Origin of the sequence: Blautia sp. An46, assembly GCF_002161645.1 — a bacterium.
In the GTDB taxonomy this organism is placed as follows: Bacteria; Bacillota; Clostridia; order Lachnospirales; family Lachnospiraceae; genus Blautia; species Blautia ornithocaccae.
Map to the genome: position 1 here is coordinate 80,840 of NZ_NFIF01000005.1, position 21,164 is coordinate 102,003.

Below are 21,164 nucleotides of genomic sequence, written 5' to 3' on the forward strand. Positions count from 1 at the left end.
AGAAAGGAATTCAATATGAAGTGGAAAAAATTCAGAATTAAAACGAAAACAGAAGCTGAAGATATTATTATCAGCAGCCTTTATGACATCGGCCTGGAGGGAGCTCAGATAGAGGATAATGTGCCTCTTACTGCACTGGAAAAGGAGCAGATGTTTGTAGATATCCTTCCCCAGATAGGTGAGGATGACGGCACGGCATATCTTAGCTTTTTTGTAGAAGAGACAGAAGAGGGAGAGCTTCTGGTAAACGGCGAGAAGACTACAGAAGAACAGGTGCTGGATATGGTGAATCAGGAGCTGGAAAGTCTGAAAGAGTTTTTGGATATAGGAGAGGGAACCATTGTTGTAGATGAGACAGAAGATATTGACTGGATCAATAACTGGAAGCAGTATTTCAAGCAGTTCTATGTGGATGATATCCTGATCATTCCTTCCTGGGAAGAGGTTAAGGAAGAGGATAAGGATCGGATGATCATTCATATTGATCCGGGAACTGCTTTTGGAACAGGTATGCACGAGACCACCCAGCTCTGCATCCGGCAGCTGAAGAAATATGTGACAAAAGACACGGTTCTTCTGGATGTAGGGACCGGCAGCGGAATTCTTTCCATTGTGGCTTTAAAGCTAGGCGCGTCTCATGCAGTAGGGACAGATCTGGATCCCTGTGCAGTGCCGGCAGTAGAAGAAAATAAAGAGGCCAATCAGATCCCAGATGGGGATTTTGAGATGATGATCGGCAATATTATCGATGACAGAGAAATACAGGATGCAGCAGGCTATGAGAAATATGATATCGTGACAGCCAATATCCTGGCAGACGTGCTGGTTCCTCTGACTCCGGTTATCGTACAGCACATGAAAAAAGGCGGAATCTATATTACTTCCGGTATTCTGGATGTAAAGGAATCTGTAGTGGTGGAAGCTGTGAAAAAAGCCGGACTGGAAGTGCTGGAGGTTACCCATCAGGGAGAGTGGGTATCTGTGACAGCCAGAAAGAATTAAGGTGGAAATATGTACCGTTTTTTTGCAGATCCTGCTCAGATAGGAGAAAAGCAGATTTCTATTACAGGCAGTGATGTAAATCATATAAAAAATGTCCTCCGTATGCGTCAGGGAGAAGAAATCCTGATCAGCGACGGAGGCAGCAAAGAATATACCTGTTATATCCAGGAGCTTCACGAAGAAGAGATCCTGGCTCACATTATGTATGTTCAGGAGGCAGGCTACGAACTGCCCTCTAAATTGTATCTCTTTCAGGGACTGCCTAAAGGAGATAAGATGGAGCTGATCATTCAGAAGGCCGTGGAACTTGGAGTCCACCAGGTGATCCCTGTGGCTTCCAAGCGTGCAGTGGTGAAACTGGATAAGAAAAAAGAAGAGAAAAAACTGGCCAGATGGCAGGCTATAGCAGAAAGTGCAGCCAAACAGTCTAAAAGAATGTATATTCCTGAGATTAAAGGGGTTATGAACTTTCAGGAGGCTGTCCAGTATGGGGCCCAGCTGGATGTGGTTCTGCTGCCTTATGAGCTGGCAAAAGATATGAAACACACAAGAGAAATCCTGGGACAGATTGCCAGGGGCCAGTCTGTGGGCATTTTTATCGGTCCGGAAGGCGGCTTTGAAGAAGAGGAAGTAAAACTGGCGGTTTCCGGGGCTGATGCCCAGGTGATCACTTTGGGAAAAAGGATACTGAGAACAGAGACTGCAGGTCTTGCGGTATTGTCTGTTCTGATGTTTGCATTGGAGGAATAGAAATGGAGGCATATCTGGATAATTCTGCTACTACCAGATGCTATGAGGCAGTGAAGGATATTGTGGTAAAGACTATGATGGAAGACTACGGAAATCCTTCGGCCATGCATTTAAAAGGCGTTCAGGCAGAGGATTATGTGAAAGAGGCGGCCAGGAAGATTGCAAAGACTCTGAAAGTACAGGAGAAAGATATATACTTTACTTCCGGAGGAACGGAGTCAGATAACTGGGCGCTGATCGGCACAGCCATGGCCAATCAGAGAAAGGGAAAGCATATTGTCACAACGGTTTTTGAACACGCAGCAGTATCTGCTCCTGTGGAGTGGCTGGAAGAACAGGGATTTGAGATTACCAGGATACCTGTGGATGAACAGGGAAATCTGTCTCTGGATGAGCTGTCTGCAGCCATAAGAGAGGATACGATCCTGGTGTCTGCCATGTATGTAAATAATGAACTGGGAGCCCTTCTGCCTGTGGAAGAAGTGGGCAGCCTTATCAAAGAGAAAAATCCGGAGACTCTTTTTCATGTAGATGCTATCCAGGCTTATGGCAAGTACAGGATTTATCCGAAGAAAATGAAGATTGACCTGCTTTCTGTAAGCAGCCATAAGATACACGGCCCCAAAGGCGTGGGATTTCTGTATATAGGCGATAAGGTGAAAATCCATCCCCTGATTTTGGGAGGAGGACAGCAGAAAGGCATGCGTTCAGGTACTGACAATGTACCGGGAATCGCCGGAATGGGAGAAGCCGCTAAAATCATATATGAACATCTGGATGAAAATACAGCTTATATGAGAGAGCTGAAAGAATATTTTGCCGGAGAGCTTGAAAAGCTGGAAAACGTGGTAATCAACGGCCCGGAACCTTCCAAAGGAGCTCCCCATATTTTAAATGTCAGCTTCCCGGGAGTGAGAAGCGAAGTGCTCCTTCATGCTCTTGAAGACAAAGGAATTTATGTCTCCGCAGGCAGTGCCTGCTCCAGCCACAAAAGGACAGGAAGCGCCTCTCTTGGGGCCATAGGTCTGAGTCCGGAGAGAAAAGAGTCCGCTGTTCGTTTCAGTTTCAGTGAATTTACTTCCAGGGAGGAACTGGACTATACCCTGGAGTCACTGAGAAGTCTTCTTCCCATGCTGCGGAGATATGCAAGAAAATAAAAGGAGAAAATTTGTATGTATAAGGCTTTTTTGATCAAATACGCAGAAATCGCTATTAAAGGAAAAAACCGTTATATCTTTGAGGATGCTCTGGTAGACCAGATCAGATATCAGCTGAGAAATGTAGAAGGCATTTTCAAGGTAGTAAAAGAAATGGGGCGTATCTTTGTATATCCCCAGGGCGATTTTGACTACGAGGAAGCTGTAGAGGCCATGAAACGGGTTTTCGGCATTTACGGCATCTGCCCTGCAGTGGTCCTGGAGGACCAGGGATTCGAACAGCTTTCTAAAGATGTGGCAGACTATGTGAAAAAGGTTTACGGGGAAAAATCCCTGACTTTTAAAGTAAATACCAGAAGAAATAAGAAAACCTATCCGATGCAGTCTATGGAGGTCAGCAGCGAGCTGGGAAGCGTGATCCTGGATGCCTGCCCCAATATGAAAGTAGATGTTCACAACCCTCAGGTGACAGTGAATGTGGAAATCAGGAATAAAATATATCTCTATTCTGAGAATATACCAGGACCTGGAGGTATGCCTCTGGGAACCAACGGAAGGGCTATGCTCCTGCTTTCAGGAGGAATCGACAGTCCTGTGGCAGGCTATATGATCGCTAAAAGAGGCGTGACCATTGACGCTGTTTATTTCCATGCGCCGCCATATACCAGCGAGCGTGCAAAGCAGAAGGTCATCGATCTGGCAAAACTGGTATCCAGGTATGCAGGGCCTATTCGGCTCCATATTGTGAACTTTACAGATATCCAGCTTTACATTTATGATAAATGCCCTCATGAAGAGCTGACTATCATCATGCGCCGGTATATGATGAAGATTGCAGAAGAATTTGCAAAGAAAGACGACTGTTTGGCCTTGGTAACTGGGGAGAGTATCGGACAGGTAGCCAGCCAGACAATTCATAGCCTTGCGGCTACCAACGAAGTCTGCACTATGCCTGTATTCCGCCCGCTGATCGGTTTTGATAAACAGGAAATCGTAGACGTAGCCTTAAAAATCCAGACCTATGAGACATCTATCCTGCCCTATGAGGACTGCTGTACGATTTTTGTGGCAAAACATCCGGTGACCAAGCCTAATATCCAGGTGATCAAAAAATCTGAAGAGCGGCTCCAGGAAAAAATCGAGGATATGCTGAAAGAAGCAGTGGATACTGCAGAAACGGTGCTTTGCGAAGAATAAACGGCAGCATACCGTATTGTACCCTGTACGGAGAAATTTTATTCTATAGGATGGTCGGGAAGTACTTTCCTGTAGAATAAAAAAGCTGCCGCATAAAGCGGCAGCCTTTTATATAAGTTCTGAGATTATACTAAGTATGGTTTTAATGTTTCTAAGATTTCATCAAGAGCGGCATCTGCTGCATGGATATTTAAGTCGATAGCTTTAGATAAATCTAAAGAAAAGATGCCCATGATGGACTTAGCATCGATTACATATCTACCGGAAACTAAATCGAAATCATAATCAAATTTTGTAATGTCATTTACAAAAGATTTAACTTTGTCGATAGAGTTCAGTGAAATTTTAACTGTTTTCATTGGAAAAATCCTCCCTTACCTCATTTTTAGTAATTGCATTTACAAGGATTATGTTACCGTTATTGGCAGAAAAAGTCAATATGAAAAAGGGAAAAATAAAACACAAAGAATCTGGTGACAATTCGTCAAAACGCTTAATGTATGGAGATAATAATAATGGAGAATATAAGAAAAAGAGTAGCATTGCACAATTTAGGATGCAAGGTTAATGCCTATGAAATGGAGGCTATGGAGCAGGACCTGAGGAAAGCAGGATACGAAATCGTACCCTTTGCCCCCGGAGCAGATGTATATATTATCAATACCTGCACGGTGACGAACATTGCTGACAGAAAGTCCAGACAGATGCTCCACAGAGCCAGAAAGATGAACCCTGAGGCCATTGTCATTGCCGCAGGATGTTATGTCCAGGCTCAAAAGGACTCTGAAAAAGTAGATGAAGCCATAGATATTGTACTGGGGAACAACCGAAAGCAGGAACTGCTGGATATTCTGGAAAATTATCACAAGGGACAGGGCCAGGAAAAGGTCCTGATGGATCTGGAAAAGCCAGTGGAATATGAAAATCTGGAACTTTCTTCCACAGGAGAACATACCAGAGCCTATCTGAAGGTACAGGATGGCTGCAATCAGTTCTGCAGCTACTGTATTATTCCTTACGTACGGGGACGGGTGCGTAGCAGGAAAAAAGAAGAGGTATTGGAAGAGGTAAGACGTCTTGTAGATAACGGCTACCAGGAATTTGTCCTTACTGGTATCCATTTGAGCTCCTATGGGATTGACATAGGAGAAAGCCTGCTGGGGCTGCTCCAGGCCGTCCATCAGATAGAAGGGGTAAAACGGATCCGTCTGGGCTCCCTGGAACCCAGGATCATTACAGAAGAATTCGGAAAAGCTCTGGGGAGTATGGAGAAAATCTGTCCCCATTTTCACTTATCACTTCAGAGTGGCTGCAATGAAACACTGAAGAGGATGAATCGGAAATATACGGCGGAAGAATATATGGAAGGATGCCGTATCCTGCGGAAATATTTCGAGAATCCGGCTCTTACCACAGATGTCATCGTGGGATTTCCTCAGGAAACAGAGGAAGAATTTGAAGCATCCAGAAAGTTTGTGGAGCAGGTAAACTTTTATGAGACTCATATATTTAAATACTCCAGAAGAAAAGGTACCAGGGCAGACCGTATGGAGGGACAGGTAGCCGAAGAGGAAAAGAACCGGAGGAGCCGTGTGCTTATTGGGATGGGAAAGGCTCATGAAAGAAACTATATGGAAAGTTTTCTGGGAAAAGAAGTAGAAATCCTTTTTGAGGAAACTGCAGAAATACAGGGAGAAACATATTGGACAGGACATACGAGAGAGTATCTGAAGACTGCGGTTAAAGCCAGTGAGAACCTGGAAAACCGCATAATGACAGCAACTGTTACAGGTTTTCTCCAGGATGGCATCTTTATTTGCAGAATATAATAGTTGAATTTCCGGGGAAGATATATTAGAATAAAGGTATAGTTGCAGTTGTATGTCCTTTTTTATCCCAGAGGGCTATAGCAGATTAGAACGAATTTTAGAGATAAGGGCGTGAATTGAGTATGGCAAATTTAGAGAATACACAATATTTTAATGTAAAATCAGACCCGGAAGTGAGAGTGAAAGAAGTTCTGGATCTGGTATATAATGCGATGTCAGAGAAAGGGTATAATCCGGTGAACCAGATTGTGGGCTATATTATGTCCGGAGACCCTACTTATATTACCAGCCATAAGGGAGCCAGAAGCACTATCATGAAAGTGGAGCGTGATGAGCTGGTAGAAGAGCTGCTGAAAGAATATATCAAGAATAAGTCCTGGAAACACGAATAAGCTATGAGGATCATGGGACTTGATTATGGCTCTAAGACCATAGGAGTGGCTGTCAGCGACCCTATGGGACTGACAGCCCAGGGTTTGGAAATTATCAGGAGAGAAGAGGAAAACAAGCTTCGGAAATCTCTGCGGAGGATTGAAGAACTGGTACAGGAGTATCAGGTGGAAGAGATTGTTCTTGGTTTTCCTAAAAATATGAACAATACTATCGGTGAACGGGCAGAGAAATCACTGCAGCTAAAGGAAACCCTGGAACGCAGACTGGGATTGCCCGTTGTTATGTGGGACGAAAGACTTACAACCGTAGAGGCGGACCGCACATTGATCGAAGCAGGTGTGCGAAGAGAAAACAGAAAGAAATATGTGGATATGATAGCAGCTGTATTTATTCTGCAGGGCTATTTAGATGCAAAAGCAAACCCGGATACCGTTTGATTTCTGCTGGCAACGAGTCTCCGGGTTATGTGTATGCCTGAAAAACAAAAAGAAAGGACGAATGTATGGAAACAGTAGTATTTGATGGAGAGGACGGATCTGAATTAGAATTCGGGATTTTGGAACAGACCAGAGTGGGAGGAATAAATTATCTCCTGGTCATTGATCCAGATGAGGCAGAAAATGAAAACGGAAGTGCGGCGTACATTTTAAAGGACATTTCAGAGGACGGCGACAAAGACGGCTGCTATGTATTCGTAGAGGATGATACAGAATACGATGCGGTTTACAAGGTCTTTGCAGCCATGTTAGAGGACATTGAGTTTGAATAGTGTCATAAAATGACAGGAACGGAAATTATCGGAGGAATAACATTGAAAAGAAATCATAATGGAAAATTGAAGATCATTCCTTTGGGCGGACTGGAACAGATAGGAATGAACATTACAGCTTTTGAGTATGAAGATAGTATCGTTGTGGTAGACTGTGGTCTTTCTTTCCCGGAAAATGATATGCTGGGAATCGACCTGGTCATCCCTGACGTGAGCTACCTTAAAGAAAATATTGATAAAGTAAAGGGATTTGTGATCACCCATGGGCATGAGGACCATATTGGCGCCCTGCCCTATGTTTTGAAGGAAGTAAATGTACCGATTTATGCTACGAAACTGACCGTAGGACTTATTGATAATAAATTAAAAGAGCATAATTTACTGAGAACTACCAAGAGAAAAGTAATCAAACACGGACAGTCCATTAATCTGGGATGTTTCCGGATTGAATTTATCAAGACAAACCACAGTATTCAGGATGCTTCTGCCCTGGCAATCTATTCTCCGGCAGGAACTGTCATCCATACAGGAGACTTTAAAGTGGACTATACCCCTGTATTCGGAGATGCCATTGATCTGCAGAGATTTGCGGAGATTGGGAAAAAAGGCGTCCTGGCCCTGATGTGTGACAGTACAAATGCGGAAAGAAAAGGATTTACCATGTCTGAAAGGACGGTGGGAAAGACCTTTGATAATATTTTTTCTGAACACCGGAATACCAGGATCATTATTGCTACCTTTGCGTCTAACGTAGACAGAGTGCAGCAGATTATTAATTCTGCTTATAAGTATGGAAGAAAGGTAGCTGTGGAAGGGCGGAGTATGGTAAATGTTATTGGCACTGCCCAGGAGCTGGGATATCTGCAGGTTCCGGACAAGACCCTTGTAGAGATCGATCAGATTAAAAACTATCCGGATGATAAGGTAGTCCTGATCACTACAGGAAGCCAGGGTGAGTCTATGGCAGCCCTTTCCCGTATGGCGGCTAATATCCATAAAAAAGTTACCATCAAACCAAATGATACCATTATTTTTAGTTCGAATCCTATTCCGGGAAATGAGAAAGCAGTATCGAAAGTTATCAATGAGCTGAGCAGAAAAGGTGCAGATGTAATCTTCCAGGATGCCCATGTTTCCGGACATGCCTGTCAGGAAGAGATTAAGCTTATCTATTCTCTTGTAAAACCCAAGTATGCCATACCAGTCCATGGAGAGTACCGACATTTAAAAGCACAGGCGGGAATTGCAAGAGAACTGGGTATTCCTAAGGAAAATATCTTTATCCTCTCTTCCGGAGATGTTCTGGAGCTGAATGAGCAGGAACCAGCCGGAGTAACTGGAAAAGTCCGTACAGGAGCAATCCTGGTAGATGGACTGGGCGTAGGAGATGTTGGAAATATTGTTTTGAGAGACCGTCAGCATTTGGCAGAAGACGGTATTATGATCGTTGTCCTTACACTGGAGAAACACAGCGGAAATCTGCTGGCAGGTCCGGACATCGTATCAAGAGGTTTTGTATATGTTCGAGAATCGGAAGATCTGATGGACGAAGCCCGTATTGTGGTGGAAGACGCCATTGATGTGTGCCTGGATAAGCATATTACAGACTGGGGAAAGATTAAGAACATCATTAAAGATTCCCTGGGAGATTTCCTGTGGAAACGGACAAAGAGAAATCCGATGATCCTGCCGATCATTATGGAGGCGTAAAGAATGAGCTTTATTGATACCTGTACAGAAATGCTGATTTCAGCGATCAAAAACGGCAGTGTTTATAAACAGTACTGCGTGGCTCTGGAAGCAGTAAATAAGATACCTGGTCTGAAAGAACAGGTGGATGATCTGCGCCGTATGAATTACAGGGTCCAGAATGAGTATGAGGATAAGAATCTGTATGAGGTTATTGACGATCTGGATGAAAAAATGGAAGAGCTGTGCAAGATTGAGGAAGTAAATCAATTTCTGGAGGCTGAGTTGGCACTGTGCAAGCAGCTTCAGGGAATCAGCACGGCCATTCACCAGGGAATTAATCTGGATGTTCCGGAATTATCGTAGACCAAGGAGAATACTATGGGAAAACAAGTCAGAAAACAGAAAAAATCATCCATTGTAGCCGGAGGGTTTTTCCGTTTTGCCCTTTATCTGATCATAGCCATAGCAGTGATCTATATTGGAAAATCTGCATATGACTTTGGATACGACATTTTTTATCAGCAGCCTATGGATTCAGAAGAAGAGGGCAGAGACATTACCGTGGTGGTGGAAGATGGGGATTCCGTATATCAGATAGGGAAAACTCTGGAGAACAGAGGACTTATCCGTGATGCGAAAGTGTTTGTGGTTCAGGAGAAGCTTTCTAATTACAGCGGCAAGCTCCAGACGGGAACTTATATACTCAATACCAGTATGACCCCGGATGAGATGATGGAGATTCTGTCCAGAGAGAATATAAAGGGACAGCCCAATCAGACTCAGGAGGATGGTACTGCCCAGGAAGGAAGCTCTGACATCCAGAATGGAACCGATGCTGACGCAGAAGAAACCCAGGAAGAGGGAGGAACTGGAGAGTGATCGTAGACGAGAGGTTAGTCACCTATATCAATTCCCTGGACAGGGGAAATACAGACTTCCTCAATCAGCTGGAAATGGAGGCTCTCAGAGACCATGTACCCATTATCCGGCGGGAGACACAGAGTCTTTTGAAAGTTCTCCTGGAGCTTACAGCTCCCTCAAGGATTCTGGAAGTAGGGACAGCCGTGGGATTTTCTGCGCTTCTTATGAGTACTTACGGTCCGGGAGAATGCAGGATTACCACTATTGAAAATTATGAGAAACGGATATCAGCAGCCAGAGAGAATTTAAAAAAGGCTGGAAAAGAAAAGCAGATTACCCTTTTAGAAGGAGATGCCCAAAAGGTTCTGAAGACTCTTGAGGAACCTTTTGACTTTATTTTTATGGATGCGGCAAAGGGACAGTATATCCATTTTCTGCCGGACATTCTGCGCCTTCTTGTAAAAGGAGGAATTCTGATTTCTGACAATGTGCTCCAGGATGGAGATATTATCCAGTCCCACTTTGCAGTTGAGAGAAGGAACAGAACGATTTATAAACGTATGAGAGAGTATCTCAGTACGCTGAAGAACAGCAGCGAGCTGGAGACCGCCATTCTCCCTCTGGGAGACGGAGTGGCCCTCAGCGTAAGAAAGTAACAGGAGGAGAGAAATGAGGGAAAAACCGGAATTGCTGATTCCAGCAAGCAGCCTGGAGGTGCTGAAAATTGCAGTCATCTTTGGGGCTGATGCGGTATATATCGGCGGTGAAGCTTTCGGACTTCGGGCAAAAGCCAAGAACTTTTCTATGGAAGATATGAAGGAAGGTATTGCTTTCGCCCATGAGCATGGGGTGAAGGTTTATGTTACCGCCAATATCCTGGCTCACAATGAAGATCTTCCCAAGGTACGGGAATATTTTCAGGAGCTGAAGGAAATAAGACCGGACGCTCTGATCATTTCGGATCCGGGAATTTATATGATCGCTAAAGAGGTATGTCCTGAGACTGAAAGACATATCAGTACCCAGGCCAACAATACCAATTACGGAACTTATCTGTTCTGGTGGAATCTGGGAGCAAAAAGAGTGGTCAGCGCCAGGGAGTTGTCTCTTGAGGAAATCCGGGAAATCCGGGCCCACATTCCTGATGAGATGGAGATAGAGACTTTTATCCACGGAGCTATGTGCATTTCTTATTCCGGCAGATGTCTTCTTTCCAATTTTTTTACAGGAAGAGATGCTAACCGGGGAGCCTGCACCCATCCCTGCCGTTGGAAATATTCCATTGTGGAAGAGACCAGACCTGGAGAATATATGCCGGTTTATGAAAATGAGAGGGGAACCTATATCTTCAATTCGAAAGATCTGTGCATGATCGAGCATATGGACGATATTCTTGCCAGCGGCATTGACAGCCTGAAGATTGAGGGTAGAATGAAAACGGCTCTTTATGTGGCAACAGTTGCCAGGACTTATCGAAAGGCAATAGATGATTATCTGGAGGATCCGGCTAAATATCGGGAAAATATGCCCTGGTATCAGGAACAGATCAAAAGCTGCACCTACCGTCAGTTTACCACTGGATTTTTCTATGGAAAGCCCGACGAGACCAGCCAGATTTATGATAATAATACTTATGAAAAAGGATATACCTATCTGGGAATTGTCTGGGAGATAAAGGAAGGTCTGTGCAGGATTGAGCAGAGAAATAAGTTCTCTGTGGGAGAGACTGTTGAGATTATGAAGCCAGATGGCAGAAATATGCCGGTGACGGTGGAGAAAATTCTCAATGAAGAAGGACAGGAACAGGAGAGCGCGCCTCATCCTCAGCAGGTACTCTATGTAGCCCTCAGCCAGATGCCTGAGAAATATGACATTCTGAGAAGAAAAGAAGAGTAGAGATTTTTATATGTGCTTTGTACCGGATACAAATAAGGACCAGAAAAATTTGTATCCGGCATAGAGGCTGATCAAAAGTGTTCCCGCAGTTTCAGAAGAGCATTTTTTTCAATACGTGACACATAAGAGCGGCTGATATTCAGCCGCTTTGCTATTTCCCTCTGGGTCATTTCCTCCTTGCCGTAAAGACCATAGCGGAGGGTGATGATCTCCTGCTCTCTTTGAGAGAGGATTTTAGGGATAAGCTGATACAGATAGTCAATATCCTGTTTCAGAGAATAATTTTTTACCACATCTACAGGTTCTGTTTCAATCACATCCAGAAGGCTGATCTCATTCCCCTCTTTGTCTGTGCCGATGGGCTCATAGAGGGAAACTTCTTTACTGGATTTTTTCTTTGAACGAAGAAGCATAAGGAGCTCATTGTCAATACATCTTGCCGCATAGGTTGAGAGTCTGCTTGCTTTTTGAAAATCAAAGGTCTGAATGGCTTTGATCAGACCAATGGTTCCAATAGAGATCAGATCATCCAATTCTTCCGCAGCTCCCTGATATTTTTTTACAATATGTGCAACCAGTCGTAGATTTCGCTGAATCAGAATGTCTTTCGCTTCCAGGCTGCCCTGTTTGTATTCCTGAAGATAATATCTTTCCTCTTCCGGAGTCAGGGGCTTTAGAAATGTTTTCACACAAGCATACCTCGGAGGAATTTAATTATAGTTTATGTGAAGAGAGACGATTTAGTGCTTTTCCACTGTAAATTCCCCGATTTCTCGGAAAAGAAAGAAGAAATACGTCTTGCTGCCCTGGGAAAATAAGGCTATAATCATACATAAATACAACATCTGAATTTCTGGCGTTTCTGCCAAAAAATCCATTGGATCAAAACTGAAAACAATTAAGACTAAGGGGATATTATGCATTTACAGCGGGAATATACCCCGGAAAAGGAGGTATTATGTACAGCAGCGTTTTATCAGCCACGATTTCCGGTGTGGAAGGCGTGCCGGTGCTGGTGGAGGCAGATGTAAGCGGAGGTCTGCCAGTCTTTTCTATGGTAGGATATCTTTCTTCCAGAGTGAGAGAAGCCCAGGAGCGGGTGTGGACAGCACTTCGCAATACTGGTCTGACCTTTCCGCCCAAAAGAATCACAGTAAACCTTTCTCCGGCAGATATACGGAAAGAGGGAACCAGATTTGACCTTCCTATTGCGGCAGCTCTTCTGGGAGCTTTTGGATATCTGGAGCATGAGAAACTTCAGGGAGTATGTATGGCAGGAGAGTTGGGGCTCAACGGAGAGATCAAAGGCGTACGGGGAATCCTGCCTATTGTGGATACAGCAGTCAAAAACAGGTGCCCTTTGTGTATTGTTCCTTCTGCAAATCTGGCAGAAACAGCCGGATTCTGTGGAATCAAAGTCCTAGGCGTCAGCAGCCTGGAAGAATTTCTGGAGCTGGCAAAGCTGGAAGACTGGGGCGCCAGTCTGGTTTCAGAACCGGAAAGTAAAGAGGAGAAAGATGAGGAGTATCAGGATGACTTTTCCGATATATTAGGCCAGGAAGCGGCTAAGCGGGCAGCAGTTATTGCAGCAGCCGGTTTCCACAATATCCTTTTTATCGGAACTAAAGGTGCCGGAAAAACTATGATCGCAACCAGACTCCCCACCATATTCCCTGAGCTTGACAGGGAAGACAGTATGGAGCTTTCCAGGATATACAGTGTGGCAGGACTTCTTGGAGGAGAAAGAACCAGGATCAGAACCCGCCCTTTCCGCAGCCCTCACCACACAGCTACAGCAAAGGCTCTGGCCGGAGGAGGGGCCTATCCTACGCCGGGTGAGATTACTCTGGCTCATAAAGGCATACTGTTTCTGGATGAGCTTCCTGAGTTTTCCAGGTCTGCTCTGGAAATTCTGCGGCAGCCTCTGGAACAAAGAAAGATTTTTATTTCCAGAGTCCATGGAAATTATGAATTTCCTGCAGATTTCCTTCTGGCAGCCGCTATGAATCCCTGCCCCTGCGGCTATTATCCAGATAGGAACCGCTGTGCATGTACCAGACATCAGGTGGAAAACTACCTGGGAAAAATCAGCGGACCTCTTCTGGACCGGTTTGACATCTGTACAGAAATGAGAGAAGTACCTGGGGAAAAACTAAAACATCGGTCTGCTGGGAAGACCTCTGAAGAAATCCGCAGAGAAGTCCTTCGGGTCCATGAAATACAAAAAGAACGGTACAAAGGAACAGAAATTACCTTCAATAGCCGGCTTTCCGGAAAAGAAACGGAGAAATTCTGTATAACAGATAAAAATGCAGGAAGACTGTTGGGGAAGGTTTATGAAAAACTGGGGCTCAGCGTCAGAGGATACTATAAAATATTGAAAACTGCCAGGACCATTGCGGATCTGGAGGGCAGCGAGAAAATCAGAGAAAACCATATCAGTGAAGCAGTCTGCTACCGCTCTATAGATAAAAAATATTGGAAATAAAAAAGAGGAGGGGACATATGATGGAACAAAGAGACAGGGCGTGGATATGCAAGAGAGAAGACAGGCAATATCCGAAGAAACTGCAGTATTATGATTCCATGCCAGAGGTACTCTATATCAGAGGAGAACTGCCGGAGCCAGATAAGCCTGTGGTGGCTATAGTAGGCGCCAGAGCATGCAGCAGATACGGAGAGCATCAGGCCTATAGATTCGGAAAAATACTGGGAGAAAATGGGGTACAGGTCATCAGCGGCCTGGCCAGAGGCGTAGATGGGATGGCCCATAGAGGCGCTCTGGATGCAGGTGGAAAGACCTTTGCAGTCATGGGCTGCGGAGGTGATATCTGCTATCCTCCGGAACACAGAGAACTGTATGAGAGGATGAAAGAGGGAGACGGCGGAATCCTGTCAGAATTCCCGGACGGGACGCCTCCTTACGGAAGAAATTTTCCCAGAAGAAACAGGATCATCAGCGGCCTGGCAGACCTGGTCCTGGTAATCGAAGCCAGAACCAGGAGCGGTTCTCTTATTACAGCCGGCTATGCCCTGGAGCAGGGAAAGACAGTTTACGCTTTGCCGGGAAGAGTGGGAGATGCATTAAGCGAAGGCTGCAACCAGCTTATTGCAGACGGGGCGGGGATTGCCTGCTCTCCGGAAATGCTGCTGGAAGAAATAGGGATAAGGGCTGAAAGGAAAGTTAATTTCAGGCAAAATTCAAAGATAAGACTTGCAAGCCAGGAAGAAATGGTGTATAGTTGTCTGGATTTCCAACCAAAGAATATAGAAGATATTTATCAGGAAACACGTTTAGATACAAGAGTAATTGCAGAAGTTTTATTGAAATTGGAACTTGACGGGCTGGTTACAGAGCCTGTTAAGAATTACTATGCCAGAGCAGGAGGTTGACATGGCGAAATATCTGGTAATTGTGGAATCACCGGCAAAGGTAAAGACAATTAAAAAATTTCTGGGCTCAAATTATGAAGTAATGGCCTCTAACGGTCATGTGCGGGATCTTCCCAAGAGCCAGCTGGGGTTTGACGTAGAACATGATTATGAGCCTAAATATATTACAATCCGTGGTAAGGGAGATATTCTGGCTGCCCTGCGTAAAGCGGCAAAGAAAGCAGATAAGGTCTACCTGGCAACGGACCCTGACCGGGAAGGAGAGGCTATATCCTGGCATCTCTCCTATGCCCTGAAACTGGATAAGAAAAAAATGCGCAGGATTACCTTTAATGAGATTACAAAAAGTGCGGTGAAGGCTTCCATTAAACAGGCCAGGGATATTAATATGAATCTGGTAGACGCCCAGCAGGCCCGAAGAGTACTGGACCGTATGGTGGGCTATGAGATCAGTCCATTGCTTTGGGAAAAAGTAAAAAGAGGCCTCAGCGCAGGAAGAGTTCAGTCCGTGGCCCTGCGCATCATTGGAGACAGGGAGGAAGAGATCAATAACTTTATTCCCGAAGAATACTGGACCCTGGACGGAGAGTTCAATGTAGAAGGGGAGAAAAAGCCCCTGATCGCCAAATTTTACGGAAACAAAAATAAAAAGATAACCATACATTCTAAGGCAGAGCTGGACAAGATCCTGAAGGAACTCCAGGGAGTGACTTATAAAATTGCAGAAGTAAAGAAAGGTGAGAGGAGTAAAAAGGCTCCTTTACCCTTTACTACCAGTACCCTTCAGCAGGAGGCATCCAAGGTGCTGAACTTCTCAACTCAGAAGACTATGAGACTGGCTCAGCAGCTTTATGAAGGTGTGGATATAAAGGGAAGCGGCACGGTAGGTCTGATTACGTATCTGCGTACAGATTCTACTCGTATTTCGGAAGAAGCAGACCGGACTGCCAGAGAATATATTGCAGAGCAGTATGGACAGGAGTATGTGGCAGAGCCGGAAAAGAAAAATGATAACGGAAAACGTATTCAGGATGCTCATGAGGCCATCCGTCCTACGGATATTTCCAGACTGCCTGCCCAGGTAAAAGAGTCCCTGTCCAGAGACCAGTTCCGCCTGTATCAGCTGATCTGGAAGCGGTTTGCGGCCAGCAGGATGCAGCAGGCAAAATATGAGACGACTTCGGTAAAGGTACAGGGCGGGGAGTATTATTTCACCGCAGCGGCTTCTAAACTGAAATTCGATGGTTTTATGACTGTATATACACAGGATGATGAGGAGAAGCAGGAGAATCAGCTTCTGGCCAAAAACCTGGAAGAAGATACAGAGATCAGCCTGAAAGGATTAAAAGAGCTTCAGCATTTTACCCAGCCGCCGGCTCATTACACGGAAGCAGCTCTGGTAAAGACTCTGGAAGAACTGGGAATCGGAAGGCCAAGTACCTATGCGCCTACGATCACGACTATTATTGCAAGAAGATACGTGGCAAAGGAAAATAAGAATCTGTATATGACAGAGCTGGGTGAAGTGGTAAATAATATTATGAAAGAAGCTTTCCCCAGTATTGTGGATGTATATTTTACTGCTACCATGGAACAGCTTCTGGACAGTGTGGAAGAAGGAAAGGTACAGTGGAAGACGGTTATCCGCAACTTCTATCCGGACCTGGAAGAGGCAGTGAAAAAGGCCAGACAGGAGCTGGAACAGGTGAAGATCGAGGATGAGGTTACCGATGTGATCTGTGAACAATGCGGAAGAAACATGGTGGTAAAATACGGTCCTCATGGGAAATTTCTGGCATGTCCGGGATTTCCTGAGTGCAAAAATACCAAGCCTTATCTGGAAAAAATCGGTGTTCCCTGTCCTATTTGCGGAAAAGACGTGGTGATTAAGAGAAGTAAAAAGGGCAGGATATATTATGGATGTGAAAACAATCCGGACTGTGAATTCATGTCCTGGCAGAAGCCATCCAGAGAAAAATGCCCTTCCTGCCACAGCTATATGCTGGAAAAGGGAAACAAGCTGGTATGTTCAGATAAACAGTGCGGTTATGTGATGATGAAGCCTAAGGAAAAAACTGCAGAGGACAGCATTGCATAATATACGATTAAAAGGAGTTTTCCTGAAACAGAAGAGGTTTTTCTGCTTCGGAGAACTCCTTTTTTCTGCAGAACAGTCCTTCGGACTTATTCCGTTTTGCCTCAGAGCAGGGAGTAAATCCGGAAGATACTGAAGAATATAGAAAATAGTCTGGAAAAAGAGAAAACATTTCTTGATGAAGGAATTATTAGAAAACAGATAAAAAGACTGAAAATAGAAAAACTATACATTGATTTCAGAATAGTTGTATGCTAAAATAAATCATATAAACAGAAAGTATAGTTGCCGTCAGACTGTCAGCTTGTAATTTAAGTTGCCTTATTTTCCTTGTGCTGGAGCTCAGACATCTGTTTGCTTTCCGGTACAGGGAGGGTAACAAGATCATAAGAAAGGAGGTTCGCCATGAGCGTACAATTATTAGACAAGACCAGAAAAATCAACAAGCTGCTTCACAACAACCATGCGTCTAAGGTTCTTTTTAATGATATCTGTGAAGTCATGGTAGAGACATTGGATTCAAATATTCTGGTGATCAGCAGGAAGGGAAAGGTACTGGGCGTCGGTGCATGCCCTGGAGTAGAAAAAATAAACGAACTGATTGATAGCGAGGTAGGCGGTTATATTGACAAGCTGCTAAATGAAAGACTTCTGGGAGTATTATCCACAAAGGAAAATGTAAACCTGGAGACGCTGGGATTTGAAAGTGAGAATATCGGCCAGTATGTAGCCATTATCAGCCCTATTGATATTGCTGGAGAGAGGCTTGGAACTCTGTTTATGTACCGCAGTGAAAAGCCTTATGATATTGAAGACATTATCGTAAGTGAGTATGGCACTACAGTGGTAGGCCTGGAAATGATGCGGTCTGTACATGAGGAAAATGCAGAGGAAAACAGGAAAATCCAGGTGGTAAAATCTGCTTTTAATACCCTGTCATTTTCAGAACTGGAAGCAATCATTCATATTTTTGATGAACTGGACGGAGATGAGGGGATTCTGGTAGCCAGCAAGATTGCAGACCGTGTGGGAATCACCCGATCAGTTATTGTCAACGCACTGAGAAAGTTTGAAAGTGCAGGAGTTATTGAGTCCCGTTCTTCCGGCATGAAGGGAACCTATATCAAGGTACTCAATGAAGTGATTTTTGATGAACTGGAAGAAATTAAAAAACGAAAATTAGTGAAGAAATAAACATCGAAAGAGAAAAGGAGCCTTTCCTCAGAAATTGCTGATAAAGGAGTTTTTGAGGAAAGGCTCTTTTTCTTGGGATACACAAACAATGCTTATATTCTTACAATAAATTAACAGAAAAATAATAAAGATAAGAAAACAAAAGAAAAAATGAGATAAGATGAGATATAAGCATAATAAATGCAAATATACAGGTATAAATCCGGTTGCGAAAAAGTAATAAATTAACTAATATATGACTATCGGTTAGCACTCGACAGAAATGAGTGCTAATAAAACGAAAGAATGGAAATTTTGTAAGGAGGAAATAGATATGAAATTAGTACCATTAGGAGACAGAGTTGTATTAAAACAGTTAGAAGCAGAAGAGACAACCAAGTCAGGTATTGTACTTCCTGGTCAGGCCCAGGAAAAACCTCAGCAGGCAGAAGTTGTTGCTGTAGGTCCGGGCGGAGTTGTTGACGGCAAAGAAGTAAAGATGGAAGTTGCTGTAGGCGATCAGGTTATCTATTCCAAATATGCCGGAACAGATGTAAAACTTAACGAAGAGGAATACATCATCGTAAAACAGAGTGATATTCTGGCAATAGTAAAATAATAAATAACGATTAGAATTTATAGGAGGAATGTCATCATGGCAAAAGAAATCAAATACGGAGCAGAGGCTAGATCAGCTCTGGAAGCTGGCGTTAATAAATTAGCAGATACAGTAAGAGTAACACTGGGCCCAAAAGGAAGAAACGTAGTGCTGGATAAATCTTTCGGCGCTCCTTTGATCACCAACGACGGTGTTACTATTGCAAAAGAAATCGAGCTGGAAGACGGATTTGAAAACATGGGCGCTCAGCTTATCAAAGAAGTTGCTTCCAAAACAAACGATGTAGCAGGTGACGGTACTACAACAGCTACAGTTCTGGCTCAGGCAATGGTTCATGAAGGAATGAAGAACCTGGCAGCAGGAGCAAATCCTATCATCCTGAGAAAAGGTATGAAAAAAGCTACAGAAGCTGCTGTAAGCGCTATCCAGGAGATGAGTAAAAACATTGAAGGCAGAGACCAGATCGCAAGAGTAGCTGCTATTTCTGCAGGTGATGATGAAGTAGGCGAAATGGTAGCAGAAGCTATGGAAAAAGTCAGCAAAGACGGCGTTATCACTATCGAAGAGTCCAAGACAATGAAGACAGAACTGGACCTGGTAGAAGGTATGCAGTTTGACCGCGGATATATTTCTGCATACATGGCAACAGATATGGATAAGATGGAAGCAGTTCTTGAAGATCCATATATCCTGATCACAGACAAGAAGATCACAAACATTCAGGACATTCTGCCTCTGCTGGAGCAGATCGTTAAAACAGGCGCTAAGCTGCTGATCATCGCAGAGGATATCGAAGGTGAAGCACTGACTACTCTGATCGTTAATAAATTAAGAGGAACCTTCTCTGTATGCGCTGTAAAGGCTCCTGGATATGGCGACAGAAGAAAAGAAATGCTGAAAGATATTGCAATCCTTACAAACGGTACAGTTATTTCCGATGAACTGGGACTGGAATTAAAAGACGTAACTATGGATCAGCTGGGACGTGCAAAATCCGTTAAAGTTGAAAAAGAAAACACAGTTATCGTTGACGGTATGGGCGACAAAGAAGAAATCGCTGCAAGAGTTGCTCAGATCAAACATCAGATTGCAGAGACAACATCTGATTTCGACAGAGAAAAATTACAGGAAAGACTTGCAAAACTGGCAGGCGGCGTAGCTGTTATCCGTGTAGGCGCAGCTACAGAAACTGAAATGAAAGAAGCAAAACTTCGTATGGAAGATGCTCTCAACGCTACAAGAGCAGCTGTTGAGGAGGGTATCATCGCAGGCGGCGGCTCCGCTTACATCCATGCATCTAAAGAAGTTGCCAAAGAAGTAGAAAAACTGGAAGGCGACGAGAAGACAGGTGCAAGAGTTGTACTGAAAGCTCTGGAAGCTCCACTGTATCATATCGCTGCAAACGCAGGTCTGGAAGGCTCTGTGATCATCAATAAAGTAAGAGAGTCTGATAAAGGTGTTGGATTCGATGCTTTAAGAGAAGAATATGTAGATATGGTAAAAGAAGGAATCCTGGATCCTGCAAAAGTTACAAGAAGCGCACTGCAGAACGCTACAAGTGTTGCAGGAACTCTGCTGACAACAGAAGCAGTTGTTTCTACTATTAAAGAAGACACACCGGCAATGCCGGCTGGCGGACAGGGAATGATGTAATCCCCGAAAAATCGCTGCAATGACAGGATGTGCTCCCTTTCCAGGCAGACAAGAAACTGATAAAGACTTGCTGCCTGGCAGGGAGCATTTTTGTTTCTTGCAACAGAAATTTTTTTGTGATACACTGATTATCAGAACATATGAAATAACAGGAGGAACGTAAGATGACGGACATGTATTCGGAGCTTCTTGTAAAGAAGGAGACTACCGGAAAAGATCAGGCAATTAAGATTCTGATCATTGCGCTCATTGTGCTTACGGCAGCAGCCGGGCTGCTGATCACCCCTTTGGCGTGGGTGCTGACTATCGGATTGGGTATTGCGGCATATTTTGTATTACCCCTTCTGGACCTGGAATATGAGTATGTATTCGTAAATGGTGAACTGGATATTGACCGGATTGCTTCCAAAGCTAAGAGAAAGAGAATGAAAAGCTTTGACCTGGCTAAAATGGAAATGATGGCTCCGGTAAATTCTCACAGGATGGACTATCAGAACCATAATACGAATTTAAAGGTCCTGGATTTCTCATCAGGAAATCCCCAGCACAAAATTTTTGCAATGATCATTCCGGATGACAACAATGTATATAAAGTTCTTCTGGAGCCGGACAGAGAGCTGATAGATAATATCGCAAGAAGCTGTCCGAGAAAAGTTTTTCTGGATTGACAGTTTTGTCGTAATTT

22 protein-coding genes are annotated in these 21,164 nt (G+C 44.0%); 20 read left to right on the plus strand and 2 right to left on the minus strand.

Annotation, left to right across the window (positions count from 1 at the left end; genetic code table 11):
• Positions 1–15: 15 nt before the first annotated feature.
• The 4 genes from prmA to thiI are packed head-to-tail and all read left to right on the plus strand — an operon-like array spanning position 16 to position 4,106.
• A complete protein-coding gene (gene prmA / locus B5G00_RS05765) occupies positions 16–1,002 on the plus strand; it encodes a 50S ribosomal protein L11 methyltransferase (RefSeq protein WP_087269920.1) in 987 nt (328 codons plus the stop codon).
• A gap of 9 nt (positions 1,003–1,011) precedes the next feature.
• Complete coding sequence (locus B5G00_RS05770) at positions 1,012–1,752, plus strand: 16S rRNA (uracil(1498)-N(3))-methyltransferase (RefSeq protein ID WP_087269923.1); 741 nt, start codon at positions 1,012–1,014, stop codon at positions 1,750–1,752.
• 2 nt (positions 1,753–1,754) lie between these two features.
• Positions 1,755–2,909 carry a cysteine desulfurase family protein gene (locus B5G00_RS05775; protein WP_087269926.1) on the plus strand — a complete coding sequence of 385 codons (1,155 nt, stop codon included), beginning with the start codon at positions 1,755–1,757 and terminating at the stop codon, positions 2,907–2,909.
• Positions 2,910–2,924: 15 nt separating this feature from the next.
• Positions 2,925–4,106, plus strand: coding sequence for a tRNA uracil 4-sulfurtransferase ThiI (gene thiI / locus B5G00_RS05780; RefSeq protein WP_087269929.1), 1,182 nt, complete (start codon positions 2,925–2,927; stop codon positions 4,104–4,106).
• Between the two features lie 125 nt (positions 4,107–4,231).
• Here the strand turns inward: thiI and B5G00_RS05785 are convergent, their stop codons facing one another.
• The gene (locus B5G00_RS05785) at positions 4,232–4,465 is read right to left on the minus strand and encodes an HPr family phosphocarrier protein (RefSeq protein WP_087269932.1); all 234 of its coding nucleotides are present in this window, start codon (positions 4,463–4,465) and stop codon (positions 4,232–4,234) included.
• 156 nt (positions 4,466–4,621) lie between these two features.
• Between B5G00_RS05785 and mtaB the strand changes: the two genes are divergently transcribed.
• The 9 genes from mtaB (at position 4,622) to B5G00_RS05830 (ending at position 11,546) form a co-directional block, all read left to right on the plus strand.
• Entirely contained in the window at positions 4,622–5,935 is a 1,314-nt protein-coding gene (gene mtaB, locus B5G00_RS05790; protein ID WP_164496688.1) for a tRNA (N(6)-L-threonylcarbamoyladenosine(37)-C(2))-methylthiotransferase MtaB, read from the plus strand.
• Between the two features lie 122 nt (positions 5,936–6,057).
• A complete protein-coding gene (locus tag B5G00_RS05795; protein WP_087269935.1) occupies positions 6,058–6,327 on the plus strand; it encodes an IreB family regulatory phosphoprotein in 270 nt (89 codons plus the stop codon).
• A 3-nt stretch (positions 6,328–6,330) separates the two neighbouring features.
• The gene (gene ruvX, locus B5G00_RS05800; protein WP_087269937.1) at positions 6,331–6,765 is read left to right on the plus strand and encodes a Holliday junction resolvase RuvX; all 435 of its coding nucleotides are present in this window, start codon (positions 6,331–6,333) and stop codon (positions 6,763–6,765) included.
• A gap of 65 nt (positions 6,766–6,830) precedes the next feature.
• Entirely contained in the window at positions 6,831–7,097 is a 267-nt protein-coding gene (locus B5G00_RS05805) for a DUF1292 domain-containing protein (RefSeq protein ID WP_087269940.1), read from the plus strand.
• Positions 7,098–7,139: 42 nt separating this feature from the next.
• The gene (locus tag B5G00_RS05810) at positions 7,140–8,807 is read left to right on the plus strand and encodes a ribonuclease J (protein WP_087270161.1); all 1,668 of its coding nucleotides are present in this window, start codon (positions 7,140–7,142) and stop codon (positions 8,805–8,807) included.
• A 3-nt stretch (positions 8,808–8,810) separates the two neighbouring features.
• A complete protein-coding gene (locus tag B5G00_RS05815) occupies positions 8,811–9,152 on the plus strand; it encodes a YlbF family regulator (RefSeq protein ID WP_087269943.1) in 342 nt (113 codons plus the stop codon).
• Positions 9,153–9,167: 15 nt separating this feature from the next.
• Positions 9,168–9,668, plus strand: coding sequence for an endolytic transglycosylase MltG (locus tag B5G00_RS05820; RefSeq protein WP_087269946.1), 501 nt, complete (start codon positions 9,168–9,170; stop codon positions 9,666–9,668).
• Complete coding sequence (locus B5G00_RS05825) at positions 9,665–10,306, plus strand: O-methyltransferase (RefSeq protein ID WP_087269949.1); 642 nt, start codon at positions 9,665–9,667, stop codon at positions 10,304–10,306. The genes B5G00_RS05820 and B5G00_RS05825 overlap by 4 nt, the downstream gene beginning before the upstream one ends.
• A 13-nt stretch (positions 10,307–10,319) precedes the next feature.
• Entirely contained in the window at positions 10,320–11,546 is a 1,227-nt protein-coding gene (locus tag B5G00_RS05830; protein ID WP_087269951.1) for a peptidase U32 family protein, read from the plus strand.
• Between the two features lie 71 nt (positions 11,547–11,617).
• Here B5G00_RS05830 and sigK read toward each other — a convergent pair whose 3' ends face one another.
• Complete coding sequence (sigK, locus tag B5G00_RS05835) at positions 11,618–12,235, minus strand: RNA polymerase sporulation sigma factor SigK (protein ID WP_087269954.1); 618 nt, start codon at positions 12,233–12,235, stop codon at positions 11,618–11,620.
• A gap of 269 nt (positions 12,236–12,504) precedes the next feature.
• On the opposite strand from sigK, the gene B5G00_RS05840 reads away from it, so the two are divergent.
• From B5G00_RS05840 to B5G00_RS05870, 7 genes are all read left to right on the plus strand, one after another.
• Positions 12,505–14,034: a YifB family Mg chelatase-like AAA ATPase gene (locus tag B5G00_RS05840; RefSeq protein WP_087269957.1), complete on the plus strand. Its 1,530-nt coding sequence runs from the start codon at positions 12,505–12,507 to the stop codon at positions 14,032–14,034.
• Between the two features lie 17 nt (positions 14,035–14,051).
• Positions 14,052–14,939 (plus strand): DNA-processing protein DprA, encoded by an 888-nt coding sequence (gene dprA / locus B5G00_RS05845; protein WP_242971290.1) that lies wholly within the window; start codon positions 14,052–14,054, stop codon positions 14,937–14,939.
• Position 14,940: 1 nt separating this feature from the next.
• Positions 14,941–17,037 carry a type I DNA topoisomerase gene (topA, locus tag B5G00_RS05850; RefSeq protein ID WP_087269960.1) on the plus strand — a complete coding sequence of 699 codons (2,097 nt, stop codon included), beginning with the start codon at positions 14,941–14,943 and terminating at the stop codon, positions 17,035–17,037.
• Positions 17,038–17,439: 402 nt separating this feature from the next.
• Complete coding sequence (codY, locus tag B5G00_RS05855) at positions 17,440–18,228, plus strand: GTP-sensing pleiotropic transcriptional regulator CodY (protein ID WP_087269963.1); 789 nt, start codon at positions 17,440–17,442, stop codon at positions 18,226–18,228.
• Positions 18,229–18,541: 313 nt separating this feature from the next.
• On the plus strand, positions 18,542–18,826 hold the full coding sequence (gene groES / locus B5G00_RS05860) for a co-chaperone GroES (protein ID WP_087269966.1): 285 nt from the start codon (positions 18,542–18,544) through the stop codon (positions 18,824–18,826).
• Positions 18,827–18,862: 36 nt separating this feature from the next.
• Positions 18,863–20,479, plus strand: coding sequence for a chaperonin GroEL (gene groL, locus B5G00_RS05865; protein WP_087269969.1), 1,617 nt, complete (start codon positions 18,863–18,865; stop codon positions 20,477–20,479).
• Between the two features lie 164 nt (positions 20,480–20,643).
• On the plus strand, positions 20,644–21,147 hold the full coding sequence (locus tag B5G00_RS05870) for a DUF6106 family protein (RefSeq protein WP_087269971.1): 504 nt from the start codon (positions 20,644–20,646) through the stop codon (positions 21,145–21,147).
• Positions 21,148–21,164 lie beyond the last annotated feature (17 nt).

Bases quoted from the DNA above. Each gene is read 5' to 3' on its own strand.
- prmA (WP_087269920.1), top strand. From the start codon at position 16: ATGAAGTGGAAAAAATTCAGAATTAAAACGAAAACAGAAGCTGAAGAT.
- B5G00_RS05770 (WP_087269923.1), top strand. From the start codon at position 1,012: ATGTACCGTTTTTTTGCAGATCCTGCTCAGATAGGAGAAAAGCAGATT.
- B5G00_RS05775 (WP_087269926.1), top strand. From the start codon at position 1,755: ATGGAGGCATATCTGGATAATTCTGCTACTACCAGATGCTATGAGGCA.
- thiI (WP_087269929.1), top strand. From the start codon at position 2,925: ATGTATAAGGCTTTTTTGATCAAATACGCAGAAATCGCTATTAAAGGA.
- B5G00_RS05785 (WP_087269932.1), bottom strand. From the start codon at position 4,465: ATGAAAACAGTTAAAATTTCACTGAACTCTATCGACAAAGTTAAATCT.
- mtaB (WP_164496688.1), top strand. From the start codon at position 4,622: ATGGAGAATATAAGAAAAAGAGTAGCATTGCACAATTTAGGATGCAAG.
- B5G00_RS05795 (WP_087269935.1), top strand. From the start codon at position 6,058: ATGGCAAATTTAGAGAATACACAATATTTTAATGTAAAATCAGACCCG.
- ruvX (WP_087269937.1), top strand. From the start codon at position 6,331: ATGAGGATCATGGGACTTGATTATGGCTCTAAGACCATAGGAGTGGCT.
- B5G00_RS05805 (WP_087269940.1), top strand. From the start codon at position 6,831: ATGGAAACAGTAGTATTTGATGGAGAGGACGGATCTGAATTAGAATTC.
- B5G00_RS05815 (WP_087269943.1), top strand. From the start codon at position 8,811: ATGAGCTTTATTGATACCTGTACAGAAATGCTGATTTCAGCGATCAAA.
- B5G00_RS05820 (WP_087269946.1), top strand. From the start codon at position 9,168: ATGGGAAAACAAGTCAGAAAACAGAAAAAATCATCCATTGTAGCCGGA.
- B5G00_RS05830 (WP_087269951.1), top strand. From the start codon at position 10,320: ATGAGGGAAAAACCGGAATTGCTGATTCCAGCAAGCAGCCTGGAGGTG.
- B5G00_RS05840 (WP_087269957.1), top strand. From the start codon at position 12,505: ATGTACAGCAGCGTTTTATCAGCCACGATTTCCGGTGTGGAAGGCGTG.
- dprA (WP_242971290.1), top strand. From the start codon at position 14,052: ATGATGGAACAAAGAGACAGGGCGTGGATATGCAAGAGAGAAGACAGG.
- topA (WP_087269960.1), top strand. From the start codon at position 14,941: ATGGCGAAATATCTGGTAATTGTGGAATCACCGGCAAAGGTAAAGACA.
- codY (WP_087269963.1), top strand. From the start codon at position 17,440: ATGAGCGTACAATTATTAGACAAGACCAGAAAAATCAACAAGCTGCTT.
- groES (WP_087269966.1), top strand. From the start codon at position 18,542: ATGAAATTAGTACCATTAGGAGACAGAGTTGTATTAAAACAGTTAGAA.
- groL (WP_087269969.1), top strand. From the start codon at position 18,863: ATGGCAAAAGAAATCAAATACGGAGCAGAGGCTAGATCAGCTCTGGAA.
- B5G00_RS05870 (WP_087269971.1), top strand. From the start codon at position 20,644: ATGACGGACATGTATTCGGAGCTTCTTGTAAAGAAGGAGACTACCGGA.